Genomic DNA, 26,941 nt, shown 5'->3' on the forward strand with positions numbered 1-26,941 from the left:
AGGCATCAATGGCACTGCAGTCCATGACCGGGTTTGCCCGGCAGGAGGGAACGAGCGGCCGTTACCGCTGGGCCTGGGAATTGCGCTCTGTGAACGGCAAGGGCTTCGACCTCCGCCTTCGCCTGCCCTCGGGGCTCGAGCGCCTTGAGGCCGAGGTGCGGCGTCTTGCCTCCGAACAATTCAGCCGCGGCAATCTTCAGGCGACGCTCTCCGTCTCTGCCGGCGAGAGCCGTTTCGAAGCGGTGTTGAATCAGGAAGCGCTTGCCGCGGTACTTGCCATGCGAGACCAGCTCGGTGGTCTGATCGATCCTGCGCCTTTGCGTCTCGACACGCTCCTCGGCGTTCGTGGCCTTGTGGAATTTCGCGAGGCTGAGGAGAGCGAGGAAGCGATGGCTGCGCGCGACGCGTCGATCCTCGAGGGGGTTCGGGTCGCGCTTCACGACTTGAGGCAGATGCGTCAGGGCGAGGGGCGGGCACTTGAACAGATATTGCTCGACCATGTCGCAACGATCGAGAGGCTGACGCAGGTCGTCGAACGTGATCCGTCGCGCGCTCCTCAGGAGATCGCGGTCCGGCTGGCGGCGCAAATTGCCCTGCTGACGGATGGCACGGCCGGATTGGACCGTGATCGACTTCACGCCGAGGCTGCGTTGCTTGCAACCAAGGCCGACCTGCGGGAGGAGGTCGATCGTTTGAAGGCGCACGTCGCGGCTGCGCGCGAATTGTTGTCGAAGGGTGGCCCGGTCGGGCGGAAGCTTGATTTCCTTGCACAGGAATTTAACCGGGAATCGAATACTATCTGTTCCAAGTCGAATGCCGCTGCCGTGACGACCGCGGGGATCGAACTCAAGGTCGTCATCGACCAGTTCCGTGAACAGGTGCAGAATCTGGAGTAGAAAATGAGCCCGGCGACAGCCGCTCCGATCAAGATAGACCGTCGAGGCCTGATGCTCGTGATTTCGTCGCCCTCCGGCGCCGGAAAATCGACGATTGCCCGTACGCTTCTGGAAACGGACAAGGAAATCAGCCTGTCGGTGAGCGTGACCACGCGTCAGCGCCGGCCAAGCGAGATCGAAGGCGTCCACTATCATTTCAAAGGCATCCGCGAGTTCGAGCGCCTGCGGGATTCCGATCTGCTGCTGGAATGGGCAGAGGTACACGGCAATTTCTACGGTACGCCGCGTGAGCCGGTGGAAACTGCCATGGCCGAGGGACGCGACATGCTTTTCGATATCGATTGGCAGGGCGCCCAGCAGCTTCAGGAAAAGATGTCGGCCGACGTCGTCTCCGTCTTCATCCTTCCACCGACGATGACGGAATTGCAATCGCGCCTGCATCGTCGCGCCGAGGATTCCGAGGCAGTGATCGCGACACGGCTGGCCAACTCGCGTGCGGAGATCGAGCACTGGCGGGAATATGACTATGTCATTGTCAACGACGACCTGAATACGGCATTCGAGGCCGTGCGGTCGATCGTCAGGGCGGAGCGCCTGCGCCGTGATCGGCGTCACGGCATTTTCGACTTCGTGCGCGGTCTCGTCGAAGAGAACCCGAAGCTCTAGACGGTTTGCACCTGGCCGTGACTGGCGCTGGTTGGGTTGGTCAGAGGCAGTTCGCGAGCCGGCAGAATTCTTCCACCGAAAGCGTCTCCGCGCGCCGCGCTGGATCGATGCCGGCTTTCACGAGCAGGCTCTCTCCGCCAAGCGACTTCAAGCTCTGTCGCAACATCTTGCGGCGCTGCCCGAAGGCGGCCTGCGTCACCCTCTCAAGATTTGCGACCGCGCAAGGGATCGGATTCTCCCTTGGCGTCAGATGCACCACTGTCGAGGTAACCTTGGGCGGCGGCGTGAAGGCCTGAGGTGGCACGTCGAAGGCCATGTGCGCCTCCGTACGCCAACCTGTGAGCACGCCAAGACGGCCGTAGTGGTCGTCGTCCTCCGAAGCGACGATACGCTCTCCTACTTCCTTCTGGAACATCAGGGTCATTGACTGCCAGAATGGAGGCCAGGCCTTCGGCAACAGCCAGTTGACCAACAGTTGCGTGCCAACATTGTAGGGCAGGTTGGCGATGATCTTGACCGGCCCCCCGGGCGCGAGCGCTTCGAAATCGGTCTTCAGCGCGTCGCCTTCGATGACCTCCAGCCGGCCGGGATAATGATCGCCGATCTCCGCAAGAGCCGGCAGGCAGCGCGAATCCCTTTCGACTGCGACCACCTTGCTTGCGCCGAGCGCGAGGATGGCTCTTGTAAGGCCGCCGGGACCAGGCCCCACCTCGAAGACAGTCACGCCCTCGAGCGAACCTGCCGTCCGCGCGATCTTCTGTGTCAGGTTGAGGTCGAGGAGGAAGTTCTGGCCGAGCGCCTTGCGGGCGTCGAGCCCATGGCGCTGGATGACGTCGCGCAGGGGCGGCAGACCATCGAGCGCCGCCATCAGTTGCCTTTGCCTGCGGAGCGGCCGACTTCGGCCGCGAGCCGCAGTGCGGCAACGAGGCTCGCCTCGCGCGCAATACCCTTGCCGGCGATGGCGAACGCGGTTCCGTGGTCGGGTGAAGTGCGGACGAAGGGCAGGCCGAGCGTTACATTGACGGATTCGTCGAAGCCCAGCGCCTTGGCCGGGATGAGCGCCTGGTCGTGATACATGCAGATGGCGACGTCATAGCGCCTGCGGGCGTCGTCATGGAACATGGTATCTGCGGGCAGGGGACCTATGGCGTCGATCCCCTCCGCCCTGAGACGCTGGATGGCCGGGTGGACGATCTGCTGATCCTCCTTGCCGATAGCACCCTCTTCGCCTGCATGCGGATTGAGACCCGCAACCGCCAACCGCGGCCGCGCAATCGCAAAGTTCTGCCTGAGATCCGCATCGGCGATGCGGCAGGTCTCGACGATGAGATCCTCTGTAAGCGCGTGCGGAACTTCACTGAGCGGAATATGGATCGTTACCGGAATGGCCTTGAGCTTCGGCCCGGCGAGCATCATCACGGGCCTGACGGGTCTTCCGGTTGCCCTTGACGCAAGATCGGCCAGGAATTCCGTATGGCCGGGAAAGCTGAACCCCGCAGCGTAGAGAACCGATTTCGCGATCGGGTTCGTAACGACTGCGGCGACGTCGCCATTCATTGCTAACGCCACGGCCTTCTCGATGGCCGCGATCGTACCGCCCGCGGTCGCAACATGAGGCTCGCCGGCCACCACTGTAACCCCTGCCGAAACTGGCAAGATAGGCAGCGCTCGGGAAAAGACGGAGGCGGCCTCATCGCAGTCTGCCTCGCGCAGGGGCACATCGAGGTCGAGCAGGCGCGCACGGGCGGCCAGCACATCCGGATCGCCTATGAAAATGAAGGGAGGCAGCGCGAGTTCGTCGCGCCGCGTCCATGCAGCAAGAGTGATGTCAGGGCCTATGCCAGCCGGGTCGCCCTGGCTGAGCGCCAGCGGGCACAGGGAAGATGACGCCATGGCGGGGAATCAGCGGTAAAGGATCTGCGCCTTCTTGCGCAGGTCCTCGATATATTTCGCCGAGTTCGGATTGCCCTGTTCGGCCTTGCCCTTCTCCTTGCCAAGGTCCTCCTCGCGGAAGACCATCTCGGCGGCAACGTCGTCATTCACCTGGCGCTGCTTGCAGATGGCGAGATATTCCACGCCCCGGTCAGTGACGCGCGTGCCGGTCGTCGTTCCCTTCGCGCTGAGCACGAGATCCTTCCAGTCGCTCGGCAGCTCCGGAGCGAGTACGCGGCCAAGTTCGCGTATGGACACGTCACGCATTGTCGCGGCAAACACCTTTGCTTGGTCGCAACCGGGATACTTCGCTCGAGATGCCTCGGCCTCGGCCTTGCGCTTTGCCGTGATGGCATTCTTCTTCGCGGCAGGAATGACAAAGATGACCTGCTGCAGGATATACTCGGTCGTGACCGGCTTCTCCTTGTTCTGGTTCATGCGCTCGACGAGCTGAGCGCTAGTGAGCCGGTTCGCCGAGCCGTAGCGCGCATTGACCGCGCGCGGCCAGCTCATCGAGACGGCGATATAGTTCTTGAAATGGTCCGGCGTGACGCCCGACTGATCGAGAATCTTGTTGAGCTGCTCCGTGGTCATCTTGTTGTTCTGCGCGAAGCGCGCGTAGGCCGCATCTACGTCCTGGGTGCTGACGGACATGTGCAGGCGCGAAATCTCCTGGCGCTTGAGCGTCTCATCAATGAGCTGCTCTTCGGCGGTCTTGGCATCGGCCTTCTGGTGCTGGAGCCGCAGGAAGGCCGCGCGCTTTGCCACGTCGCCGCTCGTAATCGCAACATTGTTGACGACGGCCTTGACCTCGCTTGCCGCATACGCCGTACTACCAAGCGGTTCGACCACGGCCGTAAAGGCTAAAGCGGCGGCACCGGCAACGAGTGCCCGCATCGCTGACCTACCAGAAAGCATCAATTACCCCTTCCCATTCGTGCAATGTCGCCCGACCCTGGTGAACATAGCTCTTCGCAAGTGCATCCGGCCGCCGATCGCAATATGCGGCGCCCAACTTGCCTAACATCTACCGCAGAGACTGTCTTTTGCACAATCCTTGAGGCAAAACAATGACAGTCGAAACCTTCGGCGTGGCAGACAGAAAGAGACCGTGGGAACACCAACCAAGAAAGGTCGCGCAAGCGCGCGACCCTATTCTTGTCAGTTAGGCAAGCCCTCGTCTCCGCCATAACCCAGATTGATGTCGCCCAGGGTCCGGAAGGTCAGCTTTGCGCCGACTGACCAGTCGCTCGCCGTCTCGTTCACGGTGTCGCGTCTCTCGCTGTAGGCGATCGTGAAGATCGTGCATTCGTCTTCGTAGGATAGGCCAATGGACTGGCGGCTGACCGAACTGTTGTTGAGGTCATAGGCGACGCCGCCGAAGACGGACCAGTATTCCTTGAACTTCAGTGAAGCGAAGCTCTGGAGTTCGTCATTGGGCACCGGCGAGCCGTAGTCGGGTTGGGCAGCGATATGGGTGTAGACCAGCGATGTGCTGAACCGGTCGTTCTGGTAGCCGGCGCTCGCGTCTCCTCGGCGGAACGAAAAGTCCGTTTCGTCGAGCCGGTAGGATCCAGTCAGCGAAACGCCCTGCGGCGTCGTGACCGAGCCCATGCCCACGTAGTCGGAACGGCTGGTCTCCAGGCCAGATTCGGCACCCACATTTACAAGGTCGGGCCTGGCGAAGGAGTTCTGTCCGGCAATCTGGTATGACTGGCCGAATAGGCCCGAGAGCTTGTAGCCGCTGTCGAAGGTGCCGGTATAGCGGATGCCGAGGTTGGCGCGCGTTCCGCCTTCGATGCGGTCATAGCCCGAGAATTTGTCGCGATCGAAGAGCGACGTCGCGTCGAAAACGAAGCTCTGCGCATCCTCGTTTGGCAGGCGACCGGCGAGCGGTTCGTCGGGGCGGACATAGAGCTGGGCGATCGGTTCGAAGACGTGGCTGCTGTTGTTCGTCGTCGCCAGGATCGGGTAGCGCAGTTCGAGGCCAGCGGTGACCATGCCGCGTGCAGCGGCACCGGCATCGTCATAGTTGCCGTCGTAGATAAATGTCGGACCGAACGAATTTGCACTGTCCATGTTGAGCGCAAGCCCATCGCCGCGCGCTGCAAGCAATGGCGTGAAGAGCAGACCGCTGTCGTCCGTAAAAGTGCGCTGCCACTGCAGTTCGCCGGTCAAGCGGGACGTCTGCCCGGGCAAACCGCGGAAGCGGTCCTGGACGGGAATTCCATTGACCGTGTTGTAGATGTCTTCGTGAGTGCGCGAAAGATTGGTAAAGTTGACGTCGGCCGACAGCTCCCCGCCTGCGACAGATTCGGGTGATACCCAATGATAGTCTATGACGGGATAGACGATCGCCTGCTTCTTCTCGGACACGCTGGTATCATCAGCATCCTGCACATCGAAGTAGAAGGAACGCATGTCGAAATAGTTGCGCTTGCCGAGGCCAGTCAAATAGACCTGATTGGTATGGGTCGACTGGTTGAGCCCCCGCAACTCATAGGTGCGCGAAAAATTATTATCGCTCTGCACCATGACATCCCAGCCAAACGCCCAACGGGGGTTGATCTGGAAATCTGCCTTGGAGTTGATCATGCCGCGGGCTTTGTGCTCCGCGTCGCTTGTATTCGGCGTGAAGAGATCCGGCTGAGCCTGGTCGATGCCGGCGGCCCGCAGGATATGCGTGCCGTTTTCGAAGCGCTGACGGAACTCGCCTTCCAGCATGAAACCCTGGCTGGTGTAGCCGGTTCCCGTGATGGTCGCATCCATGCTGGGCGAGATGACGTAGTAATAGGGAACGCTCAGCCCGAAGCCGAGATTCTGCGACGTGCTGAAGGTCGGAAACAGGAAGCCGGATTTCCGCCTTACCGTGTTATCAGGCACCTCGAGGAAAGGAACGTAGGCCAATGACTGGCCGAGCAGCTGAAAGCGCGCCTTCTCAAGGCGAATCGTATGCGTCTCGCCGTTCTGCACGACGCGCTCAGCCTTGACCTGCCAGAAAGGCGGATGCTCCGGATTCTCGGTGCAGGGCAGACACGCGGTATAGACGCCCTTGTGAAGGATCATCTGGGTGCCGCTGACGCGTTCGCCGGTTTCGGCCGTAAGACGCGTGTTGTCCGCCGTCTCGATTCGCAGTGAATTGACGAAACCCTCGGCGAAATTGTCCGTGACATCGAGTGAGTCGGCATACATGCGGTTGCCGTCGGGACCCACGAGCTCGATGTTGCCGCTCGCCATCATGCGACCGGTCTTCTGGTTATACTCCACCTTCTGGGCCACCATCTTGTAGCCCGCGTAGTTTATCTGGACCCCGCCTTCAGCCGAAACGATCTCCGTGTCGCGGTTGTAGAGCAGCTGGTTTGCCGAAAGCATCAGCTTGGCGTCTTCGGAAATTTTCGGCTCCAGGGAAGGCATGCCTATACTGCCCTGCTGCGCGAAAGCAGCAGGTACGCTTGCCGTATACGAGCACATGGAAATGCCCATGAGCAGGGCAACCACGTGTCTACCGGTATTCTTGCGGTCGCCTACCGCCACTTAGCCATCCTCCTGATGAAGCAGTATCGTCGCTCCGAGAGCCAGGGCGACGACCACGGGAATCCAGGTCGCCACAAAGGGGGGAACTACTCCACTGCTTCCAAATGCTTTTACGAGCACGGTGACAACATAAAGCACGAAGCCGGAGAGGATTCCACCCAGAATCACCGAGCGTGACTGGTTGAATCTACTGAATTTAAGGGACACTGTTGCAGCAATGAGCGTCATCGCCACGAGCAGCAACGGCTGGGCCAAAAGAGCGTGGAACTGTGTCTCCAGCGCCTTTGTGGGCACGCCGTATGATTTCGCGATCTCGATTCGCTTGGAAAGATCGAAAAAGCCAATGGTTTCAGGCTGTGTCAGCCGCTCGCGAACGAAGTCGCGTGTCAGATTGGTACTAACCTGTGCATTATCCTTACGGGTAGCGACCTCGCCGGGGCGACGCTCGTTGACATCGTTAAGCTGCCAGTAACCATCTTCCAACTTTGCCGAGGCGGCATCCTGTCTCAGAGTGACCCGCCCGCCAGAATCGAAGTGGACGAATACGGCGTTTGCTAGCAGCGTTCCGTTCTCGAGAATCGACTTGGCGCCGATGATGACATCGTCGTCGCCGCTGATCTGCCGGATCCACGGGACCGACTGCGAATTGTTCGCGGATGCAGCCTTTTCGCCCTTCCAGCCGGACTCGAGTTGCAGCGCCTGTCTTTGTCCCCAGGCGGCCAGCGGATTGAGCACCGTCATGGTCATGAGACCGAGAAGGAAGGCGCCGACGGCAAATGGCGTCATGAACTGCCATACCGAAATCCCGGCCGAGCGGGTCACGACCAGTTCGTATCGGCGGTTGAGGCCGATGAGGACGGTCATGCCTGCAAAGAGGGCGATGAATGGAACCGTCTGCTGCAGGATCAAGGGCAGGCGCGAAGCCGTCAACAGCAGGCCTCCCGTGACCGTATAGCCGGGAAGCCCGGTCATGCGACCCGCCGTTTCGCTGAAGTCGACGAGGAATGTGATGGCGGCCACCCCTAGGAAGAACCAGAAGGTAGTGACCACGTACCGCATGAAGAAGTAGCGGCCGAGGGTGTTGAAGATCATGCACTGCCTCCGGCCGAGCTGTCGTCGGCGGTGGAGTATCGCTCCTGCAGCCGTTGCCAGAAGTCGCCGACCCGGCCGCGGATCGCCGCGGGCATGGTGATTCTCCGGTTGCGCTTGAGAAGAAGCGCCGCGATGCCGCCGCTGACGAGCGGAACCGCATAGAGCACCGGAATGAAACTCGTCGTCGTCTCGATCTGGTTGGCTGCGTAGAAGGCGGCCCAGCGCAGCGCGAAGGCGAGCGCCAGCGCAACGACCATCGGATGCAGCCGTGCCTCGCGGTGAGACCGCGCATCGCCTGCTGCGACGAGGGAGATCAGGGCGAAGACGATCGGCAGCAGCCAGTCCGTGAGCCGCCGGTGCAACTCCGCGACATAGCTTCTCGGCTTGTAGACGTAATCCGGATCCTTCGTATCAGGGTGAAGGAGGAAGGCCAGGTCGCGGTCGCTGGCGCGCAAGGTCGCCTGGCCGCGGCTCTGCGTGAGGTCGGAAAGATCGAAGGAGTACGAATCGAACTTGATGACAGAAACATCGCCGTTCGCTGCTTTCCGATGAACCTCGCCATCCTTCATGATCAGCGAATTGCCGTTCTCGTCGACCGCTCCTTCGCGAGCGTAATAGATGAGCTCAAATGCGGGATCGCGCTCATCGACGACGAAAAGGCCCTTGAGAATGCGGCCTGAGAGACGTTCGGAAATCTGGACATACAGCCCGTCTTCGATCTTGCGGAAGGTCTTCTCCTCGATGACCGAGGAGAGGAGATCCGCATATGCCGCGGCGATCATCTGGCGAGCTTCGGTCTTGGCCCTCGGCTCGACGATGTTGTCGACGAGGAACGAGAAGACACTGATGACGGCCGCCAGGAGCATGATGGGCCGAATGATCGTGCCGCGGTCCGCGCCGGCTGCATCGATGACGGTCAGCTCCGAATCGTTGTTCATCGCCGTCAGCGTCTGGGTGATGCCGATCGTCAGCGCGAAAGGCAGTACAATCGGAATGATCGACGGCAGGATGAAGGTTGCGAGCTTTGCGAAGGAGCCGATCGACTGGCCGCTGTCGGTCACGAGATTGATTCGAGCCAGCACCTGCGTCGTCCAGATAATCGCGAGGACGGGCAGAAGTGCGACAAGGAACATCTGTCCGACGCGTCGCAGGATATATGTCTCGAGTATCTTCATGCAGCTCTGAGTGTCCGATCCGCAGTAGCACGCCGCCCCGAGGAAAGTTTCATCTACGCCGTTTGCGGGATTATTGCGACAAGCGCCCGGCGAAAATTAAACTAAATTCCGGATTTTTTTTGAGGGTGTGATCTTTGCGATAGCGAAAGCAATGCGACGAACACAACCAGCGACGACAGCCAGCCCAGCACGACGTCCGAAAGATAATGGCCTCCGAAGGAGACCCTGAGCGCCGGCATGAGGAGCGAGATAGCCGCAAGGGGTAGCGCGAGAGCCGTTCTTGCCGGCTGCGGAAGGATCAGGATGAGGCAAAAGAGCCACCCCGCGGAGGCTGCTTCCCCGGAAATGAAGGAACAGTTGCTAAGACACTTGCCGGCGAAGGAGCCGGCCGGAACGAAGTGGAGGTGGCCGCCGAAAATGTCCGTTTCGTAAGGGCGCGGCCGTCCGGAATATTGCTTGAGAATGATGTTCGAGATGAGGCCCGGGCCGATGATGAGCGCGGCAAGCGCGACCTTCAGGTTTCTCGCCCTGATCGGTTTGAAGGTTGCGCCGTGCTGTTGATAGGAGACGAACAGCATGCAGAGCAGGAGGAGTGCCGTCACGTTCGGCAACTCGAAGAAGATCTTCCTTATGAGGATGAAGATCGGTTGGCTGCTGTAGGGAAAGACGCCGCACACCTGGCCCAGGCCCGCCGATGGCGGGCACGCGGAGGTCAGGAAGAAAAGCCGGGAGACGAAGATGTCGATCTGCGGAAAGGCGGCGAAGAGGCCGAGCAGGGCCCACCACGTCCAGAACAGAAGGAGGAATGCACCGCCGGCCGTTGTCGGTAGCCGAAGCCACCTCTTGCTTGCCATGCGCTCTTGGTTGCGGAACACTATTGTCAACGAACGAATTCCTGTAGGCAGGGCGAACAAGAACGATCACCTTGCCGGTGGCCGACTTCGCTCCGCGTATTGCACTATTTTCCCTCTCTTTGAAGAGGGGCGGGCGGTCGGCCCTGTACACCTTCTTTTGTCCGGGAAACGCTCCCCGGAAGCTTGTATTCATTCTTCGAACCCGGAATGATTGCGGCCAGACCGGATATTGCCGCATGTCAATGGAGATAAGATGTCAGCCAAGTTCGAAGTTTCATTTTCCAAGTCGGTTCGGCTGAGCGCCGGCCTGGCCATCCTGCTGAAGGCCTCCGGAAGCGAATTGCCCGCCGGAGCCGAAGCTGCCGATCCCGCAAATGTTTTCGCCAAGGCTGCAAAGATCGCCCAGTTTTCCGGCAAGGCCCGCAAGACCCTGGATATCATTGCGCCGGAGGGTTCTCCCGTCGACCGTATCGTTGTGCTCGGCCTTGGAAAGGCTGCGGAAATCACGACGCAGGACTGGCTGAAAGCGGGCGGTGCCGCCACGGCGAAGATCAGGGACACTGACAAGGTGACTATCTTCGTCGACGCGCCCGGCGTGGAGGTTGACGGCAAGGCGGCGGCCGACTTCGCGCTTGGACTTCTGCTGCGCGCCTACAGCTTCGATACCTACAAGACGAAGAAGAGTGACGACGACGACCAGACCAAGACGAAGCATGTGAAGGTGACGATCGTCACCGCCGAGGCCGCTGCGGCCAAGAAGTTCTTTGCGGTTTCCGAGGCCGTCGCCACGGGCGTGAATCTGGCTCGCGACCTCGTCAACGAGCCGGCGAACGTGCTGGGTCCCGTCGAATTCGCCGCCAAGGCGAAGGAACTGGAAAAGCTCGGCGTCGAGGTGGAAGTGCTGACCGAACGCGAAATGCGGCGGCTTGGCATGGGCGCGCTTCTCGGTGTGGCGCAGGGCTCGGCGCGTCCTCCGCGTCTGGTTGTCATGCAGTGGAAGGGCGGCAAGGCGAAGGAAAAGCCGGTCGCCTTCGTCGGCAAGGGAGTTGTCTTTGACACGGGCGGCATTTCCATCAAGCCGGCCGCCGGCATGGAAGACATGAAGGGTGATATGGGTGGTGCAGCGGCCGTGACTGGCCTCATGCACGTGCTGGCCGCCCGCAAGGCGAGTGTCAACGCCGTCGGCATCATCGGCCTCGTCGAGAACATGCCGGACGGGAACGCGCAGCGTCCCGGTGATATCGTCACCTCGATGTCGGGCCAGACGATCGAGGTGATCAACACGGATGCCGAGGGGCGCCTCGTGCTCGGCGATGCCCTCTGGTATTGCAACGATCGCTTCAAGCCGCAGTTCATGATCAATCTCGCCACACTCACCGGCGCGATCATCGTCGCCCTCGGCAACAGCCACGCCGGCCTGTTCTCCAACGACGATGCACTCGCGGAGCGCTTGACGACAGCCGGGCTCGCCACGGAGGAAAAGGTCTGGCGCATGCCGCTCGGCAAGGAATATGACAAGATGATCGACAGCAAGTTCGCCGACATGAAGAATACCGGCGGGCGCCAGGCCGGATCGATCACCGCTGCGCATTTCCTCAAGCGTTTCGTCCAGGACACGCCTTGGGCGCATCTCGATATCGCGGGAACGGCGATGGGTTCGCCGCTGAACGATATCAACCAGTCGTGGGGCTCCGGTTTCGGCGTGCGCCTGCTCGATGAACTCGTGCGCACCAACTACGAATCGTAAGCGAGGGATAACCGCCTGCCTTGACCGAGGTTCTGTTCTATCATCTGACTGAATCCAAGCTGGAGGATGCGCTCCCGCCGCTTCTCGACAAGAGCGTCGAGCGCGGCTGGCGCGTCGTCGTCCAGGCGAAGGAGGCCGCGCGCCGCGACCTGCTCGACGCGCACCTCTGGACGTTTCGGGAAGACAGCTTCCTGCCGCACGGCACGGACGAGGGCGACATGGCGGCGAGCCAACCGGTCCTGCTGACCACGTCTGCCGACAATGCCAATGACGCCACCGTCCGCTTTTTCGTGGACGGTGCCGATGCGTCGGGGGTCGAAGGCTACGCTCGCGTCGTCTTCATGTTCGATGGTTACGACCAGGAGCAGTTGGAGGCGGCGCGCGCCCAATGGAAGAAGCTGAAAGGCGAGGGGCACAACCTCACCTACTGGCAGCAATCCGGCGAAGGGCGTTGGGAAAAGAAGGCCTGAGCCAGGCCCTCACATTTTCATCGCGATGCATCTTCCTGCATCACCACCTTGTCGATGAACGCCTTCTTTGCCTCGGTATAGGCGGCGCGATCATTCACGTGCGCCTGCGCGAGCTGGATCTTCAGTTCCTCGTAGGATCGCGCAAGCGAAGGGTCATTGCGCAATCGGTCGCGAAACAGGATATTCCGCTGCCAGTGGAAGCCGCCGTGTTCGACGATGTGGACGAGATGCGTCCGCGTCTCGCCCTTGATGCCCCGGCCGAAGATATGGTCGCCGGGAACGATGTCGCTCCCCGCATAATCGTAGCCGATTGCCCCCAGCGGGGCGACGCAGGCCAGTCCGTCGTCGAAGTGCCTGACGCCGACGAGGATGTCGATGATCGGCTTCGCCCTGATCGCGGGAATGGCGGTGCTTCCGAAATGCTGGACGTCAAGTGCGATCGTGCCCAGCACCTGCCTGATCGCAATTTCCTCGCGGCTGAAGGCTTCGCGCCAGCGGTCGTTCGGCTCGGCGAGCCGGACGGACTTGTGCTTGAGGCCCAATCCGAACGAGGCATCATCCTCCATGCAACCCTCCTGAGGTGGTCATGCCGGATGATGCCCGCAATTTCTCAATCGTAGAAGGCGTCGACGAACTTGCGCTTGCCGAGCATGAAGGCGTCGGCAACGTGGCGAAGCGGCGAAAGGTCGACATCGGACGTGCCGGCCTTGATGATCTCGGCAAAGCGCTTGTAGAGCGAAGGATATTCCTGCTCGGGCTCCGAGAACTTCAGCTCGCCGTTGATCGAAAGCTTCGCGCCGCCTTCGGAAAGAATCATCTGTCCGGTCTCGGTCTCGGCGATGATGTCCCAGCTCTGCTTGCCGGTCTGGCGCCAGTCGAATTCCGCATGCACGGGAACATAGTCGACGTTGCGGAAGTGCAGGTCCGCCGCGATCGGCGAATCGCGGTTCTCAGGAAATTCGAGCGTACCACCGGTCAGGAAGATCGCCTTCGGCAGGATGTGCGTGACGATCGACAGCGCGTTGATGCCCGGATCGAAGACGCCGAGGCCACCCGCCTGCCAGATCCATTCCTGGTTCGGATGCCAGTGGCGGACATCCTCCTTCCAGATGACGTGGACGCTGTTGATCTTCGTCGAGGCGAGGAAGGCTTTCGTAGCCTCGACCGCCGGCGCATAGCGTGAATGCCAGCTGGCAAACAGCGAGGCGCCCTGCTTGGCGGCGAGCGCTTCCAGGTCGGCAACTTCGCTCAGCGTCGCGCCAGGCGGCTTTTCCAGGAAGACGTGTTTTCCGGCGGCGAGCGCCTTGTAGGCCGCTTCATAGCGGTACTGCGGCGGCATGCAGAGCGAGACGGCATCGATCGAAGGTTCCGCATCGAGCATCTCGTCGATCGACTTGTAGGCCGCAATTCCCTCGACAGTGCCATGCCGGCTCGCCGTCGCCACGAGATTGAAATCCGGGTTCTTGGCGATGGAGGGGAGGTGCTGGTCGCGGACGATCTTGCCGACGCCGACGATTGCAAGGTTGATGGCTGACATGGGAGTGCTCGCGTTGGTGCGTTGTTCGAAAAGTATGATTTATTGCGGCCCGTTTTACCAGAATTGGGCGACCGGGCAACCGCCTACCTATCACGTTTCCTCTGAATGATCTGGTCCAGGACAAAGCCATCTATGTCGGTCTTGACCTGCATCCACAACGGCAGATGGTCCGACAGCTGATAGGTGAACTCCGCCTTGCTTAGACCGGCAAACAATGGCTTGTGGTCGCCACAGTAGAAGTCCAGGACGCCGCCGGCATTGGCGAAATTATCGGGAATGCGCGGCGAGTGCAGAATCTGGTCATAGCGCTTGTCGCGCGCAAGGTTGCTACCGAATTCATCGGCGATAAGCGCTGCCGGCAATTTCAACCCCCGCGACGTCAGGGCCTTGAACATCGGGTCGCTGCGGCTGGGGATATTGAAGTCACCCATCACGATGATGTCCTTGTCCTCCCCGTTGGGTTCGTTCATCTTGGCATCGATCCAGTTTGCCAGGCCCCGGATTTCCTCTTCGCGCTTGCCGTCATCGTCTCCCCAGCGAACATGAGTTGTGAATGCCAGGAAGTCGAAGTTGCCGGACTTGAAGGAGGCGACATAGGGTGCCCGCCACCAGCTCGTCTCTGGAAGATATTCCGTCCCCCGCTTCTTGCGGGGTGGGCTTGCTTCTGCAGCGAGTCCGTTGAACATGACTGCCCGCCGGTCGAAAATGTAGCAGACGCGCTCGCGGTTGCCTCCGAAATCGAGAATTGCATCCGAGTAGACAGCATCCCAATAGGGTCCCAGAATCGGAAGAATCTGTTGGAGATCACCGAGGTTGTCACGCAGTTCGACTATCGCGACCAGGTCGAACTGGCCGACGATCTCGGCGATATAGTGTATGGCCGCCTTGCTTCGCTTCCTCCTCCCCAGTTCGCGGATGTTCCAGGTCGCAATGTTCAGTGTTTCGTCCAGCTTCGAGGCCGGTATCTTGGCCTTTTCGATGCGGCCCTGCAGGGTCTTGAGACCTTGTGCAATTTCGAGCGAAACATTTCCGTGAAACATATCATCCCCCCTTCCGATTGTCGTTTTCGGAAGTTACCAAGGGTTGCAATGCAGGGCAACGTACCCGTCGTGACGGGCCGGCGGCTCAACTGGCCATCGCTTCTTCGTATTCGGACGAAAGTTCCAGCCACTGTTCCTCGGCCGCTGCAAGCTTGGCGGCCGCTTCGCCGCGCTGCTTTGCTTTTTCGGCAGCCTTCGCCGGTGCCTTCTCGTAGAGCGCCGGATCAGCAAGTTCGGCATCAAGTACCTGAATCTGTTTCTCCAGCTTTCCCGTCAAGGATTCGATTTCGTTGATCTTTTTCCTCAAGGGTGCCAGCGAGGCGCGCCTGTCGGCATTCAGCCTGCGCTGGTCGGCCTTCGAGGACGGCTCATCGGACGCCTGCTGCTTCTCGTCCTTCTTCCTGCCGGAGGCGATGATGATGTCTCGGTAATCCTCGAGGTCACCGTCATAGTTGGAAACGGTACCGTCCTTGACCAGCCATAGCCGGTCGACGGTCGCCTCGATCAAATGCCGGTCGTGCGAGATGAGCACGACGGCACCAGTATAATCGTTGAGCGCCTCGATCAACGCATTGCGGCTGTCGATGTCGAGATGGTTGGTCGGCTCGTCGAGGATCAGCAGGTTCGGGGCGTCGAAAGCTGCAAGCCCCATCAGCAGCCGTGCCTTCTCCCCACCGGAAAGGTCCTTGGCGGGCGTGTCCATCTTGGCGGTCGCAAGGCCCATCTGCGCCACGCGGGCACGCACCTTCGCTTCCGGCGCGCCCGGCATGCGCCTGCGAACGTGCTCGACTGCGTTCTGCTCGGGAATGAGGTCGTCGAGCTGGTGCTGGGCGAAGAAGCCGATCTTGAGCCCCGGGGCTGTCTTGACCGAACCGCTCATCGCTTCCAGCTTGCCGGAGATAAGCTTGGCGAAGGTCGACTTGCCGTTGCCGTTCGAGCCGAGGAGGGCGATGCGGTCGTCGGTATCGATGCGCAGCGAAAGGCGCTGCAGGATGGGCTTGCCCGCCGTGTAGCCGACGCTGGCGTTCTCGATTGCGATGATCGGGGAGGCCGCTTCCTTCTCCGGATCGGGGAATGTGAAGCCCTGCACATGATCTTCGATGACCGCCGAGACCGTGCCCATGCGTTCCAGGGCCTTGATGCGCGACTGCGCCTGGCGCGCCTTGGAAGCCTTTGCCTTGAAGCGGTCGATGAAGCTCTGAAGATGCTTGCGCGCCGCGTCGTTCTTCGCCTTCGCCTTCGTCTGCAGCTCGATCGCTTCGGCGCGCTGGCGCTCGAATTGGTCATAGGAGCCACGATAGAATGTAAGCTTCTGCTGATCCAGGTGGACGATTGCATTGACCGCCGTGTTGAGCAGGTCCCGGTCGTGGCTGATGATGATGACCGTATGCGGATAGCGCCGGATATACTCCTCCAGCCAGAGCGTGCCTTCGAGGTCGAGATAGTTCGTCGGCTCGTCGAGAAGCAGCAGGTCGGGCTCGGAGAAGAGGACGGCGGCGAGCGCGACACGCATCCGCCAGCCTCCGGAAAAGCTTGAGGCCGGGCGCCGCTGTGCGTCATGGTCGAAGCCGAGGCCGGAAAGGATGCTCGCGGCGCGGGCTTCCGCCGAATGCGCGCCTATGTCGGCAAGGCGCGTCTGGATATCCGCGATCCGGTGAGGGTCGGTTGCGGTCTCCGCTTCGGCAATCAGTGCGGTCCGCTCCTTGTCTGCCTTGAGCACGATCTCGAGCAGCGGCTCTTCCGTGCCCGGTGCCTCCTGGGCGACCTGGCCGATGCGCGCATTCTTCGGGATCGAAATGGAGCCGCTCTCCAGCGCCAATTCGCCGGTGATCAGGCGGAAAAGCGTCGATTTTCCGGCGCCGTTTCGGCCGACGAGGCCGGCCTTCGTGCCCGCAGGGAGTGCCACGCTGGCCTGGTCAATCAGAAGGCGGCCGGCGATGCGGACGGATATGTTGCTGAGGGTGATCATGGCCGCGGTTTTGGCCGAAGTCCGTGCCGAAGGCAAGAGCATGCACGTTGGCGCGCACAGGCGCAGGCGGCTTGGTCACGCCCGGCCCGTGAAACGGGTCCGGGCACTTTCGTGAAAATCAGCGCACGAAGAACTGGATCGGCTGGCGGCGGTTGCTGCGTGCGCCTGAAAGGGCGGCTTCGGCGCGCGATTGCAGCTGCCCCGGCGAATGAGCATCGGCGCTCATCACCACGCCGATCGAGATCGTCAGCTTGCCGGGATCTGCCTTGTCGGACGTGGCGTAGACCAGGCTGTCACTGACGGAACTGCGCAGGCGTTCTGCGATCGCCTTGGCATCGTGCGTGCCGACATTGCTGAAAAGGAAGGCGAAGGCATCGCCTTCCAGCCGCGCCACGAAGTCGTTCTTCTTGATCGACTTGCGGAACAGGCCACCGAGTTTGCGCAGCATATGGCTCGAGACCTGGCCGCCGAACTTCTTGTTGAAGGACTCGAAATCGTCGATGCCGACCAGCATCATCGCGGTGCTCGAAAAACCATCTGGGCTCTCGTAGAGCGACATCAACTGGTTGGTGAAGGCGATCCGGTTCGGAAGCCCGGTCACGCGATCCGAAAGTGTCTCGGCCTGGACCGCTGCAACGTCCTTTTCCAGCGTGTCGAGTTTGTCGGCCTCTTCCCGCAGCGTTGACGCGAGCTCGGTTTCGGCAAGCAGGAGCTGCGTTATCGAGGCGTTCAGGAATTCCATCTCCGCCACGAAGGTTGCGAGGCTCTGGTTTTGGTCCTCGGCCATGGAGTGCGCGACGCTTTCGACGGCGCGCACGAACGTCTGCTTCTGGGTCAGCCCGTCGGCAAGCTGGTCCGAGATATTGCGCAACACCTGCACCGCCTCGGATTGCGATTTGTCGGTGACCAGCCCGCAATGGGTGACAAGCCGGTGCTTGAGCCCCAGTTCGTCGAGCATTGCCTGGCCAGGATGGGGTCCGAGCGCTGCAATCTCGCGGGCAAGCTCCGCGTTCGGTGCGAAGAGAGCTTCGTGGAAGAGTTCGTAATTGCGGGGAATGGAAGGCACGTTGAGACGCGCCATGTGCTGGGCGATCTTCTGGATCTCGCTCGCCCCTGCCGGCGTCTTGCCGTTCTCCTTTGGCGCGTTCGGCGCTGCGTTCTGCATGACTTCTCCCCGATTGGCCGGCAGCATCAACGCCGGCACGGCGATGCGCGCCTGTCGACGTCTGCATCGCCACTGAACCCACTGATTTCGCGGCAAGATAGCACGCGAACCTGACGATGCGGTTAATAAGGGCACGCTAATTCCAGTCCTTTCCTTCCTCTCGAAGGAAATAGACGAGATCGAGCACGAGGGAGGGCTTGCCGAGCGCCGTCAGCGTCATGTGACACTGGCCGCGATGATGGGCCTGGTGATTGAAAAAATGCGAAAGGGCGGGAGCCAGCGGCTGGGTGATCTCGACCGGCCGGCTGATCGGTGTGTAGGTGAACTTCTTCGAGAGCGCTTCCTCGTCGAGCGTATAGATCCAGTCGATGATGCGCCGGTCCTCCGCCGCGCGGGCCTCGGCAAGTGGTCGCAGGTCTTCGAAGAGAACCGCGTCGAGGTTCTTTGGCGGGAGGGGGCCGGCGCCCGTGAAGCGGTGAAGCCAGATGCGGTCGGCGACGAGCAGGTGATTGAGCGTCCGCTGCAGCGAGCCGAAGAAGGCGCCTCTGTTCTCCCGGAACTCGGTGTCGGTGAGGTCCCCGGCAGCGGCATAGACCAGGCGGTTGGCCCAGCGATTGTAATGCGCAAACATTCTGAAGTGCTCGATCATGTGTCCCTCCCTCGCAACGCGCCTCTCACTTTATCTGCTGGGCGCTCAAACGTAGCGTATGAAACGCATGAAATTTCGTGATCGGAGGTCCAGGCAGGGGCCTCTTTGTGCTTGCTGTGTCCACTTGCACCGGTGGCTGGCCTCTGTGACAGCCGCGTGAAATTGCCGGACACCCCTTGTTTTCAGGCCTTGGGGCGGGTAAACACCGCCCACTTTTCAGTAAACAGAGGACAATGGACATGGCGATTGAACGCACCTTCTCGATGATCAAGCCGGATGCAACGAAGCGCAATCTGACGGGCGCCATCACCAAGATGCTCGAAGATGCCGGCCTGCGCGTCGTCGCCTCCAAGCGCGTATGGATGAGCAAGCGGGAAGCCGAAGGCTTCTACGCCGTCCATAAGGAGCGCCCCTTCTTCGGCGAGCTCGTCGAAGGCATGACCTCTGGCCCGACCGTCGTCCAGGTTCTCGAAGGCGAAGGCGCCATCCTCAAGAACCGCGAAATCATGGGCGCGACCAACCCGGCGAACGCTGACGAAGGCACGATCCGCAAGGTCCACGCGCTTTCGATCGGCGAAAACTCCGTTCACGGCTCCGATGCTCCGGAAACGGCTGCCCAGGAAATCAAGTACTGGTTCTCCGACACCGAGATCGTTGGCTGAGGCCATTTGTCGGCTTCCCTGCCGAAGACGTTGAATTGAATCGGAAAAGCCGGCGCCCTCGCGCCGGCTTTTTGTTTTGGCTAGGTCGCGGGGCAGACCTCCGGCGAGAAGTCCGCCGTGCCGTCAGGACGGAAGACCTCCGGGTTTTTCGTATAGATCGGGCCGAGCACCAGCGGCTTTGCCGGCAGCACCGACTGGTCGACGTCGGAGGTTACCTCCGTCTTGATTGTCTGCAACGTCCTGTCGCTGCTATCGACGAGCCTGATGGACACTGCATAGGGCTGGTCCTTGCGCACGCAGTGGACGAAGGGGCTCGCCAATGTGATCCTGTCGGAGAGGGCGTAGATCTTCTCGCGCAGGACGAGCGGGTCGTCACCCTTCGGGTTCTGGAATTCCGCGACGGCGAAGGTCCCCTCGGGGATCGGCGCCACCTTCTTCAACACGATCATGTAGTTTGCGGTCGCTACCCGATAGTTGAAGACGAACATGCGCCCGGCAAGCTCCACCAGTTTCTCGTCCGACTGTCGCTGGCAGCCTGCAAGCGTGACCGCCATCACAACGGTCGCAAGGGCGAAATTTCTGCTTCTCATGATGCCTCCTCCTGCCTCCTGCGCCGATAGTGCCGGTTCGCCTTGGCGCGATTGCCGCAGACGGCCATGTCGCACCAGGTGCGGCTCCTGTTCCTGCTGCGGTCGAGAAAGAGCCAGCCGCAATTGCCACAGATCTTCATGCGGTCCTTTTCCGGCATGACGATCAGCTGCAGCGCCGAGCGCACGGTTGCCGCGTCGAGGCCCTTCGGGGAGGTTGCCCCGCGCAGCGTCTCGGCAAGCGCCGCCAGCAGTTCCGCCAGCATCGCGTCCGTCTCGACCCCAAGCGTGCGGGCGCGGAAATATCCGTCCATCGCCTCGCGCAGCGCGATGAAGCCCGCTCTATTCTCCTCCCGGACCGGCTGAATGTCACCGAAAAGCGCCTGTTCGGCGCAGAAGGCGTTCGCCGCCGCGGCAAAGCTCTCCATCTGTTCGCTCGCGTCGAAACGATCGATGCGCCGCTCCTCGTCATGGCGCAGGATGACGCTGTTCGCGACATCGAGGGCTAGCGCGCCGCCGGCAAAGCGGTGTGGGGTCCAGGAAAAGGTCATGGGAGAAAATATAACTGGTAAAATGAGTTTTGCCAGTTATATTTCTGATGATCGGGAGGGCGTTTATGGGCTATTTTCTGCAGCAGCTGGCGAACGCCGTTCCACTCGCTGCGCTCTACGCTGCCCTGGCCTTCGGTTACTCGATCGCCTTCGGCGTCACGAAGCGGGCGGACATCACCTATGGCGCGCTCTTTGCCTTTTCCGGCCAGATGTTGCTGCTTTTCACCGACTTCGGCTACACGCGCCTGTGGCTCATCCTGCCGGCGGCATTCGCGCTGGGCGCCGTGATCGCCATTGGCTATACGCTCGCCGCCGGCCTCTTTATTGGCCGCGTCATCATTCGGCCGCTTGCCGGCACGACGCCGAATGCGGTGATCGTTGCCGCGCTCGGAGTGACCATCGTCCTCATGGAGACGGCGCGGCTTGCAGCCAACACCCGCGCCATCTGGCTGCCGCCATTCCTCAACGCTCCGGTGGTCTTCTGGTCGGTGGACAGCTTTCACGTCACGCTTACACAGATCCAGCTCGGCAACACGGTGCTGATGTGCGCCGTGATCGGCCTGGGTGCCTTTGTGCTGAAACGAACCCGCTGGGGCAGGGTGTGGCGTGCCGTGACTGACGATGCCGGTGCGGCCGAGCTCTGCGGGATAAGCGCCGGGCGGGTGTTTCTCGTAGCCTATGGAGCGGCGACCGCGGTTGCTACCTTCTGCGGCATTCTCGCGACTTCCTACTACGGGACGATGGATTTCGGCGCCGGCTTGATGTTCGGCCTGAAAGTGCTGATCATCGCGGCCGTGGGCGGCTATTCCGACCCACTCAAATCGGCCGGCGGCGCGGCAGCGCTGGGCCTTTTCGAGACGCTTTGGGGCGCTTACGGCTCGCTTCTCTGGCGTGACCTGGTGATCTTTTCGGTGCTCGTTCTGCTACTGGTCATGAGCCGGCGCGAGCGCGTCATTCCGTGACGGAACGTGAGGCTTCGGCCCACTTGCCGAGCGCGGTATCGTCCGCGTCCTTTGCGGAGACCCAGTCTCCGGCCTTGCCATCGGTGCCGTGCTCCTTCTTCCAGAAGGGAGCGGACGTCTTGAGGAAGTCCATGACGAAATTGGCGCCGTCGAATGCCGCCTGGCGGTGTGGGGCCGCAGCGACGACGAGCACGATGTTTTCGCCGGGCATGATCTTGCCGTAGCGGTGAATGGCCGTGAGGCCGAGGAGGTCGAAGCGTTCGATGGCGATCCTGGCGATGCGGGTCATCTCCGCTTCGGCCATGCCCGGATAGTGCTCCAGCTCAAGTGCGGAAAGCGTCCCGCCCTCGTCGCGGCAAAGGCCCGAGAAGGTCACGACGGCACCGATCTCCGGCCTACTCTTCGAAAGAAGGTCGACCTCCGCCTGTAGGTCGAAATCCTGTGTCTGGACGCGGATGGTGGGGGCGGAGGTCATGCGGCACTATCCTCTGCAAGGTCTTCCGCGCGTCAGCCGCCGGTCATCGGCGGGAATATGCCGATCTCGCGCGCGCCGGCGAGGGGCTCGCGGTGCCCGACATGTTCCTGGTTGATGGCCACGCGGATAGCCTCGGGAAACTGCAGTGCCGCCTCATATTCTTCGCCGAGCGTCTTCAGGTGTGCGAGGAGGTCGCCAACGGTCACGACCGCCGGCGGAAGCCGGATCTCTTCTTCCGCCTTGCCGATGCGTTCGCGCACCCAGGCAAAATAGACGAGCCTCGTCATCATTCCTCATCCACCACATGCTTCAGGCCGGCACGGAAATAGTCGTAGCCGCTGTAGATCGTCAGCAGCGCCGCGATCCAGAGTAGCACTATACCCGTTTGCGTCGTGTAGGGCACCACCGTATCGCCCGCAGGCCCCGCCAGCAGGAAGGCGATGGCCACCATCTGCACCGTCGTCTTCCACTTGGCGATGCGCGTCACCGGCACGCTGACCTTGAGGGCTGCCAGATATTCGCGCAGGCCGGATACCAGGATTTCGCGGCAGAGGATGATGATTGCAGCCCAGAGCGACCAGCCGGCAATCGTGCCGTCCGCCGCAACCAGCAGCAGGATGGAGGCGACCAGCAGCTTGTCGGCGATCGGATCCAGCATGCGCCCGATATTCGAGGTCTGGTTCCAGATGCGCGCAAGATAGCCGTCGAGGAAATCCGTCAGCGAGGCGATGATGAATATCCACAGCGCCACCCACCGGGCAAAGTCCGAACTCGCCAGTTTGCCTTCGACGAAAAAGCACAGGACGATCAGCGGAACCGCCAGAATGCGGCCATAGGTCAGCAGGTTGGGGATACCGTATGCGCGCGAAGCCATGGATTCTTTTCTCTGAAATCTCTGGGTAGATGACGGCTTCCACCGGACACCGTCAATATTGTTTCTGTTTTTTCGCAGCCTTTGCGTGGCATTTGCGACCGGGTGGGGCTATTTCGCGCCGTCCTCGTGAAAGTGATTGTAGACTTGGCGCGCGACCGCCTCGGATATGCCCTCGACGGTCATGAGGTCGCTGAGCCCGGCGCGGGACACCGCCTTTGCAGTTCCGAAGTGCTGCAGCAGCGCTCGCTTGCGCGACGGGCCGATACCGCCGATCTCGTCGAGCGGGTTCCTGACCATCTCTTTCTTTCGCCGTGCCCGGTGGGAGCCGATGGCGAAGCGGTGCGCCTCGTCGCGCAGCCGCTGGATGAAGTAGAGCACGGGATCGCGCGGCGGCAGGGTGAAGCTTTCGCGACCGGGCGGAAAGAAGCGTTCGCGGCCCGCATCGCGGTCGACACCCTTCGCAACGCCGATCGCCGTCACGCTGTCGGTGATCCCCAATTCCTCGAGTATGGTCCGAACCGCGGTCATCTGGCCCTGGCCGCCGTCAATGAGGATGACGTCCGGCCACGCAGGGAAGGGCATGTCGGCCGTATCCACCGTGTCGAGGGGCTGGTTGCGGTCGGGGATGCCTTCCTCCTTGAGAAGGCGCGAGAAGCGTCGGGTCATGACCTCGCGCATCATGCCGAAGTCGTCGCCGGGCGTGATGTCGGTCGATTTGATGTTGAACTTGCGGTACTGGTTCTTCACGAAGCCTTCCGGCCCGGCGACCACCATGCCGCCGACGGCGTTCGTGCCCATGATGTGGGAGTTGTCGTAGATCTCGATGCGCTGCGGCACATAGGGCAGGGCGAAGGTCTCCTTGAACCCTTCCAGCAGGCGTGACTGAGAAGCCGTTTCGGCAAGCTTGCGTCCGTGCGCCTCGCGGGCATTGGCGACCACATGGTCCACCAGGTCCTTCTTCTCTCCGCGCTGGGGCACGAGGATGGACACTTTGTGGCTAGCCTTTTCGCTGAAAGCCGCCGCCAGCAGTTCGATCTCTTCGACAGTTTCCGAAAGCAGGATCTGCTTCGGCACCGGCTTGTCGTCATAGAACTGGGCGAGGAAGGCGTTCAGCACCTCGGCGCTGGAAAGCTGCGGATCGGCCTTCGGAAAATAGGCACGGTTGCCCCAGTTCTGCCCGGTGCGGAAGAAGAAGACCTGGATGCACGAAATGCCGCCCTCGTGGTGGATGGCGAAGACGTCCGCCTCCTCGACGCCGGCCGGGTTGATGCCCTGGTGGCTCTGTACCATCGAAAGCGCCGCCAGACGGTCGCGATAGATGGCTGCACGCTCGAAGTCGAGGTCTTCGGCCGCCGCGTTCATCTCCTCGGCCATGTGCGCCTTCACATTCTGGCTCTTGCCGGAAAGGAAGTCCTTCGCTTCCTGCACGAGTTCTGCATAGCCCTCGTCACTGATCTCGTGCGTACAGGGCGCGGAACAGCGCTTGATCTGGTAGAGCAGGCAGGGGCGCGTGCGTGTCTCGAAGACGCTGTCGGTACAGGTGCGGATGAGGAAGGCGCGCTGCAGCGAGTTGATCGTCCGGCCGACGGCGCCCGCCGAAGCGAAGGGCCCGAAATAGTCGCCCTTGCGAGCCCGCGCCCCGCGATGCTTGAAGATTGACGGCGCGCGATGGTCGCCCGTGATCAGGATATAGGGAAACGACTTGTCGTCACGTAACAGGACGTTAAATCGCGGCCGCAAGCGCTTGATAAGATTCGCTTCAAGAAGAAGCGCCTCCGTCTCCGTGCGCGTCGTGACGAACTCCATGTTCGCCGTCAGGCGCACCATCTGTGCGATACGGTTGGAGTGGACGCGTCCCACGGCATAATTGCCGACGCGCTTCTTCAGGCTCCGCGCCTTGCCGACATAGAGCACATCGCCATCGTCGTTGAACATGCGGTAGACGCCCGGCTTGTTCGGAAGGCGCTTCACGAACTCTGCGATCAGATCGGCGCCGCTGAGACCGCTTACTTCAAGCCGACCCTCGTTCCAGTCGATAGTAGCAGAAATCGGCGCGGCGGAGGCATCGCCCTCCACCTCGATATCGTCGTCGCTCTCGTCGGTTTCGTCATAAAGAACACCGCCGTCAGGCAGCTTCTTGGCATTCATTCCTTGATCTCCAGCACATCCGGCGTCTGCCACGCGAGATGCTGGCCGCCGTCGAGTGCAATCATCTGACCCGTGATCGAAGGCGTGTCGAACAGAAAACGAATCGTTCGGCCGAATTCTTCCAACCCAGGTCCCCGCTTCAAGATAAGGGCTGCGACCTGCGCTTGGAAGTCTTCCTGTAACTGTCGCTCGCTCGGCATCGAGGGGCCGGGTCCGATTGCATTGACGCGAATCCGCGGAGCGAGCGCCTGCGCCATCGTCTGCGTCGCGGTCCAGAGTGCGGATTTCGAAAGCGTGTAGGAATAGAAGCTCGGCCGTAGCGCCCAGACGCGCTGGTCGATGATGTTGACGATCACACCGTCCGTCGTCTCCGGCAGTTGCTCGGCAAACTTTGCGGCAAGAATCGACGGCGCTCTTATGTGCAGTGCAAAATGAGCTTCCCATACGGCAGCATCGAATTCCCGCACGGAATCGTTGTGAAACTCCGATGCATTGTTAACGAGAAGATCGATCGGTCCGAGCGCCGCGACCGCCTTGTCCATCAGCTGCGCCGCGTCGTCGATGTCGGTGAGATTGGCGCGAATCGCAATTGCGTTCTTCCCCGCTTGCCGCAATTCCGCCGCCAGTTCTTCAGCCTCGTCGATGGATTTGTTCGCGTGAATGGCGACGGCGTAGCCGTCGGCTGCCAAATCTTCCGCGATAGCCCTGCCTATTCTGCGTGCCGCTCCTGTAATTAGAGCTCTCTTTAGTTTTTCACGCTGCAATGTCTTGCCTTCTGGTTCGCGTTACCCAATTGGCGAATATATAGGGTGCTACGAGTTCATATGAATAGCCGTAAATTCAGCGGGGATGCACCGGCATGTCTATGTAAAAGTTGAGAATTATTTTCGTAATTTTAAGTATACATGCTTTAACCACTCATTATGGTTAACAAAATCTCTGTTGCTGCAAAGCAACATCGAAATTCAGCCATGTCGGTGCCGCAAAGATTTCACATTTTGGCTCTTTCAAATCCGTATTTGAGTTCCAATTTCATTGTCGATCCGGGAGGGACATCTGGTAATTGCTCGCGTTGTGTTGCCATGGGACAAATGACAGGCGGCGCGAGACTGAAAGGAGAATAGTATGCGTACAATCATGACGGCACTCATGGCTTCCGCCATGGCAATCGTAGGTTTCACGGCTGCGCAGGCAGCTGACGCCGTCGATCAGGTTCCCCAGGCCCCGGTAGCTGAAGAGCCGATGGCAATCACCAACTGGCAGGGCTTCTACCTCGGCGGCGCCGGCACGTGGAATGCAGGCAACTTTGCCAGGAGCGGTGCCAACGCCTTCGGTGGCCAGATCTATGGTGGCTACAACTGGCAGAGCGGCAAGATCGTCTACGGCGTCGAAGGCGACATCGGCTATTCGGGCGCTGACCAGACGGTCAACGGCATCGAGAGCAAGAACGAGATCAACGGCTCGGTTCGCGGTCGTCTCGGCTACGATCTCAATCCCTTCCTGCCTTACGTAACGGCTGGTGTGGCTGCCTCCGAGAACAAGGCTTCCGATGCGACCTCTTCCGACAGCAAGGGCGCTTGGGGCTACACGGTCGGCGCCGGTGTCGAGGCTTTCGTGACCAACAACATCACGACCCGTCTCGAATACCGCTTCACCGACTACGAGAGCAAGGACTACAACCTCGACAGCGGCTCGGTTTCGCGCGGCTACGACGAGAACAGCGTCAAACTCGGTATCGGCGTCAAGTTCTGATAGCAGGCCTTTAGGAATGCGAGGAGCCGGGGTTCGCCCCGGCTCAGGTTGCTGACAAAGCCATCAACCCGATTGATCGCTTGGAGCGCGCCAAATACCCACCGCCGTCATACCGGCCTTGAGCCGGTATCCAGCGCGATCAGGTCCTTGATCGCGAGAGGCTCTTCCGCTGCGCAGACGCGCGTCGGCTGGATTCCGGCTCAA

General features: G+C 61.0%; 27 protein-coding genes. 7 read left to right on the forward strand and 20 right to left on the reverse strand.

Annotated features, from left to right (window positions below; translation table 11 throughout):
• Positions 1-8 precede the first annotated feature (8 nt).
• Together EV286_RS18470 and gmk are read left to right on the forward strand one after the other, a co-directional pair.
• On the forward strand, positions 9-896 hold the full coding sequence (locus EV286_RS18470; protein ID WP_132958633.1) for a YicC/YloC family endoribonuclease: 888 nt from the start codon (positions 9-11) through the stop codon (positions 894-896).
• Positions 897-899: 3 nt separating this feature from the next.
• Positions 900-1,562, forward strand: a complete 663-nt coding sequence (gmk, locus tag EV286_RS18475; RefSeq protein ID WP_132958634.1) for a guanylate kinase — start codon at positions 900-902, stop codon at positions 1,560-1,562.
• A gap of 40 nt (positions 1,563-1,602) precedes the next feature.
• Here the strand turns inward: gmk and rsmA are convergent, their stop codons facing one another.
• The 7 genes from rsmA to EV286_RS18510 form a co-directional block, all read right to left on the reverse strand.
• Positions 1,603-2,430 (reverse strand): 16S rRNA (adenine(1518)-N(6)/adenine(1519)-N(6))-dimethyltransferase RsmA, encoded by an 828-nt coding sequence (rsmA, locus tag EV286_RS18480; RefSeq protein ID WP_132958635.1) that lies wholly within the window; start codon positions 2,428-2,430, stop codon positions 1,603-1,605.
• A complete protein-coding gene (pdxA, locus tag EV286_RS18485) occupies positions 2,430-3,455 on the reverse strand; it encodes a 4-hydroxythreonine-4-phosphate dehydrogenase PdxA (protein WP_132958636.1) in 1,026 nt (341 codons plus the stop codon). The genes rsmA and pdxA overlap by 1 nt, the downstream gene beginning before the upstream one ends.
• Positions 3,456-3,464: 9 nt before the next feature.
• Positions 3,465-4,412 carry a peptidylprolyl isomerase gene (locus EV286_RS18490; protein ID WP_132958637.1) on the reverse strand — a complete coding sequence of 316 codons (948 nt, stop codon included), beginning with the start codon at positions 4,410-4,412 and terminating at the stop codon, positions 3,465-3,467.
• 243 nt (positions 4,413-4,655) lie between these two features.
• Positions 4,656-7,028, reverse strand: coding sequence for an LPS-assembly protein LptD (locus EV286_RS18495; protein WP_132958638.1), 2,373 nt, complete (start codon positions 7,026-7,028; stop codon positions 4,656-4,658).
• Positions 7,029-8,120, reverse strand: a complete 1,092-nt coding sequence (gene lptG / locus EV286_RS18500) for an LPS export ABC transporter permease LptG (protein WP_132958639.1) — start codon at positions 8,118-8,120, stop codon at positions 7,029-7,031. It lies immediately after the preceding gene.
• Complete coding sequence (gene lptF / locus EV286_RS18505) at positions 8,117-9,295, reverse strand: LPS export ABC transporter permease LptF (RefSeq protein WP_132958640.1); 1,179 nt, start codon at positions 9,293-9,295, stop codon at positions 8,117-8,119. The genes lptG and lptF overlap by 4 nt, the downstream gene beginning before the upstream one ends.
• Before the next feature lie 101 nt (positions 9,296-9,396).
• Entirely contained in the window at positions 9,397-10,179 is a 783-nt protein-coding gene (locus EV286_RS18510; protein ID WP_281041093.1) for a phosphatase PAP2 family protein, read from the reverse strand.
• 223 nt (positions 10,180-10,402) lie between these two features.
• Between EV286_RS18510 and EV286_RS18515 the strand changes: the two genes are divergently transcribed.
• Both EV286_RS18515 and EV286_RS18520 read left to right on the forward strand, forming a co-directional pair.
• Positions 10,403-11,896 carry a leucyl aminopeptidase gene (locus EV286_RS18515; RefSeq protein WP_132958642.1) on the forward strand — a complete coding sequence of 498 codons (1,494 nt, stop codon included), beginning with the start codon at positions 10,403-10,405 and terminating at the stop codon, positions 11,894-11,896.
• 20 nt (positions 11,897-11,916) lie between these two features.
• Complete coding sequence (locus EV286_RS18520; RefSeq protein WP_132958643.1) at positions 11,917-12,366, forward strand: DNA polymerase III subunit chi; 450 nt, start codon at positions 11,917-11,919, stop codon at positions 12,364-12,366.
• A gap of 17 nt (positions 12,367-12,383) precedes the next feature.
• Here the strand turns inward: EV286_RS18520 and EV286_RS18525 are convergent, their stop codons facing one another.
• The 6 genes from EV286_RS18525 to EV286_RS18550 all read right to left on the reverse strand — a co-directional run bounded on the left by EV286_RS18525 (position 12,384) and on the right by EV286_RS18550 (position 18,726).
• Positions 12,384-12,932, reverse strand: coding sequence for a GrpB family protein (locus EV286_RS18525; protein ID WP_132958644.1), 549 nt, complete (start codon positions 12,930-12,932; stop codon positions 12,384-12,386).
• 44 nt (positions 12,933-12,976) lie between these two features.
• Positions 12,977-13,903, reverse strand: coding sequence for a Gfo/Idh/MocA family oxidoreductase (locus tag EV286_RS18530; RefSeq protein ID WP_132958645.1), 927 nt, complete (start codon positions 13,901-13,903; stop codon positions 12,977-12,979).
• Positions 13,904-13,986: 83 nt separating this feature from the next.
• Positions 13,987-14,943 carry an endonuclease/exonuclease/phosphatase family protein gene (locus EV286_RS18535; protein WP_132958646.1) on the reverse strand — a complete coding sequence of 319 codons (957 nt, stop codon included), beginning with the start codon at positions 14,941-14,943 and terminating at the stop codon, positions 13,987-13,989.
• Positions 14,944-15,028: 85 nt separating this feature from the next.
• Positions 15,029-16,912: an ABC-F family ATP-binding cassette domain-containing protein gene (locus EV286_RS18540; protein WP_132958647.1), complete on the reverse strand. Its 1,884-nt coding sequence runs from the start codon at positions 16,910-16,912 to the stop codon at positions 15,029-15,031.
• Between the two features lie 118 nt (positions 16,913-17,030).
• Positions 17,031-18,077: a GGDEF domain-containing protein gene (locus EV286_RS18545; protein WP_132958648.1), complete on the reverse strand. Its 1,047-nt coding sequence runs from the start codon at positions 18,075-18,077 to the stop codon at positions 17,031-17,033.
• A 136-nt stretch (positions 18,078-18,213) separates the two neighbouring features.
• Complete coding sequence (locus EV286_RS18550) at positions 18,214-18,726, reverse strand: DinB family protein (protein WP_132958649.1); 513 nt, start codon at positions 18,724-18,726, stop codon at positions 18,214-18,216.
• A gap of 239 nt (positions 18,727-18,965) precedes the next feature.
• On the opposite strand from EV286_RS18550, the gene ndk reads away from it, so the two are divergent.
• On the forward strand, positions 18,966-19,388 hold the full coding sequence (gene ndk, locus EV286_RS18555; protein ID WP_132958650.1) for a nucleoside-diphosphate kinase: 423 nt from the start codon (positions 18,966-18,968) through the stop codon (positions 19,386-19,388).
• Between the two features lie 80 nt (positions 19,389-19,468).
• Here the strand turns inward: ndk and EV286_RS18560 are convergent, their stop codons facing one another.
• Positions 19,469-19,978 (reverse strand): hypothetical protein, encoded by a 510-nt coding sequence (locus tag EV286_RS18560; RefSeq protein ID WP_132958651.1) that lies wholly within the window; start codon positions 19,976-19,978, stop codon positions 19,469-19,471.
• Entirely contained in the window at positions 19,975-20,526 is a 552-nt protein-coding gene (locus EV286_RS18565; protein ID WP_132958652.1) for a CGNR zinc finger domain-containing protein, read from the reverse strand. Before EV286_RS18565 ends, EV286_RS18560 begins: the two co-directional genes overlap by 4 nt.
• A gap of 65 nt (positions 20,527-20,591) precedes the next feature.
• Between EV286_RS18565 and EV286_RS18570 the strand changes: the two genes are divergently transcribed.
• Entirely contained in the window at positions 20,592-21,488 is an 897-nt protein-coding gene (locus EV286_RS18570) for a branched-chain amino acid ABC transporter permease (protein ID WP_132958653.1), read from the forward strand.
• Here the strand turns inward: EV286_RS18570 and EV286_RS18575 are convergent.
• From EV286_RS18575 to EV286_RS18595, 5 genes are all read right to left on the reverse strand, one after another.
• Positions 21,478-21,963: a molybdenum cofactor biosynthesis protein MoaE gene (locus EV286_RS18575; RefSeq protein WP_132958654.1), complete on the reverse strand. Its 486-nt coding sequence runs from the start codon at positions 21,961-21,963 to the stop codon at positions 21,478-21,480. The genes EV286_RS18570 and EV286_RS18575 overlap by 11 nt on opposite strands.
• Before the next feature lie 32 nt (positions 21,964-21,995).
• The gene (gene moaD, locus EV286_RS18580; protein WP_132959032.1) at positions 21,996-22,250 is read right to left on the reverse strand and encodes a molybdopterin converting factor subunit 1; all 255 of its coding nucleotides are present in this window, start codon (positions 22,248-22,250) and stop codon (positions 21,996-21,998) included.
• Positions 22,250-22,837, reverse strand: coding sequence for a CDP-diacylglycerol--glycerol-3-phosphate 3-phosphatidyltransferase (gene pgsA / locus EV286_RS18585; protein ID WP_132958655.1), 588 nt, complete (start codon positions 22,835-22,837; stop codon positions 22,250-22,252). The genes moaD and pgsA overlap by 1 nt, the downstream gene beginning before the upstream one ends.
• Before the next feature lie 108 nt (positions 22,838-22,945).
• A complete protein-coding gene (uvrC, locus tag EV286_RS18590) occupies positions 22,946-24,985 on the reverse strand; it encodes an excinuclease ABC subunit UvrC (RefSeq protein WP_132958656.1) in 2,040 nt (679 codons plus the stop codon).
• Entirely contained in the window at positions 24,982-25,749 is a 768-nt protein-coding gene (locus EV286_RS18595; RefSeq protein WP_132958657.1) for an SDR family oxidoreductase, read from the reverse strand. Before EV286_RS18595 ends, uvrC begins: the two co-directional genes overlap by 4 nt.
• A 361-nt stretch (positions 25,750-26,110) precedes the next feature.
• Between EV286_RS18595 and EV286_RS18600 the strand changes: the two genes are divergently transcribed.
• Complete coding sequence (locus EV286_RS18600) at positions 26,111-26,737, forward strand: outer membrane protein (protein WP_132958658.1); 627 nt, start codon at positions 26,111-26,113, stop codon at positions 26,735-26,737.
• The last annotated feature ends 204 nt before the right edge of the window (positions 26,738-26,941 follow it).

Origin of the sequence: Rhizobium sp. BK251, from assembly GCF_004345245.1 — a bacterium.
Classification (GTDB): Bacteria; Pseudomonadota; Alphaproteobacteria; order Rhizobiales; family Rhizobiaceae; genus Rhizobium.

Coding starts and splice junctions, on each gene's coding strand:
- EV286_RS18575 (WP_132958654.1), bottom strand. CDS start 21,963: ATGACCTCCGCCCCCACCATCCGCGTCCAGACACAGGATTTCGACCTA.
- EV286_RS18535 (WP_132958646.1), bottom strand. CDS start 14,943: ATGTTTCACGGAAATGTTTCGCTCGAAATTGCACAAGGTCTCAAGACC.
- EV286_RS18550 (WP_132958649.1), bottom strand. CDS start 18,726: ATGATCGAGCACTTCAGAATGTTTGCGCATTACAATCGCTGGGCCAAC.
- EV286_RS18565 (WP_132958652.1), bottom strand. CDS start 20,526: ATGACCTTTTCCTGGACCCCACACCGCTTTGCCGGCGGCGCGCTAGCC.
- uvrC (WP_132958656.1), bottom strand. CDS start 24,985: ATGAATGCCAAGAAGCTGCCTGACGGCGGTGTTCTTTATGACGAAACC.
- EV286_RS18560 (WP_132958651.1), bottom strand. CDS start 19,978: ATGAGAAGCAGAAATTTCGCCCTTGCGACCGTTGTGATGGCGGTCACG.
- rsmA (WP_132958635.1), bottom strand. CDS start 2,430: ATGGCGGCGCTCGATGGTCTGCCGCCCCTGCGCGACGTCATCCAGCGC.
- EV286_RS18470 (WP_132958633.1), top strand. CDS start 9: ATGGCACTGCAGTCCATGACCGGGTTTGCCCGGCAGGAGGGAACGAGC.
- EV286_RS18570 (WP_132958653.1), top strand. CDS start 20,592: ATGGGCTATTTTCTGCAGCAGCTGGCGAACGCCGTTCCACTCGCTGCG.
- EV286_RS18530 (WP_132958645.1), bottom strand. CDS start 13,903: ATGTCAGCCATCAACCTTGCAATCGTCGGCGTCGGCAAGATCGTCCGC.
- EV286_RS18490 (WP_132958637.1), bottom strand. CDS start 4,412: ATGCTTTCTGGTAGGTCAGCGATGCGGGCACTCGTTGCCGGTGCCGCC.
- EV286_RS18545 (WP_132958648.1), bottom strand. CDS start 18,077: ATGCAGAACGCAGCGCCGAACGCGCCAAAGGAGAACGGCAAGACGCCG.
- moaD (WP_132959032.1), bottom strand. CDS start 22,250: ATGACGAGGCTCGTCTATTTTGCCTGGGTGCGCGAACGCATCGGCAAG.
- EV286_RS18515 (WP_132958642.1), top strand. CDS start 10,403: ATGTCAGCCAAGTTCGAAGTTTCATTTTCCAAGTCGGTTCGGCTGAGC.
- pdxA (WP_132958636.1), bottom strand. CDS start 3,455: ATGGCGTCATCTTCCCTGTGCCCGCTGGCGCTCAGCCAGGGCGACCCG.
- gmk (WP_132958634.1), top strand. CDS start 900: ATGAGCCCGGCGACAGCCGCTCCGATCAAGATAGACCGTCGAGGCCTG.
- EV286_RS18525 (WP_132958644.1), bottom strand. CDS start 12,932: ATGGAGGATGATGCCTCGTTCGGATTGGGCCTCAAGCACAAGTCCGTC.
- EV286_RS18600 (WP_132958658.1), top strand. CDS start 26,111: ATGCGTACAATCATGACGGCACTCATGGCTTCCGCCATGGCAATCGTA.
- EV286_RS18540 (WP_132958647.1), bottom strand. CDS start 16,912: ATGATCACCCTCAGCAACATATCCGTCCGCATCGCCGGCCGCCTTCTG.
- lptG (WP_132958639.1), bottom strand. CDS start 8,120: ATGATCTTCAACACCCTCGGCCGCTACTTCTTCATGCGGTACGTGGTC.
- ndk (WP_132958650.1), top strand. CDS start 18,966: ATGGCGATTGAACGCACCTTCTCGATGATCAAGCCGGATGCAACGAAG.
- pgsA (WP_132958655.1), bottom strand. CDS start 22,837: ATGGCTTCGCGCGCATACGGTATCCCCAACCTGCTGACCTATGGCCGC.
- lptF (WP_132958640.1), bottom strand. CDS start 9,295: ATGAAGATACTCGAGACATATATCCTGCGACGCGTCGGACAGATGTTC.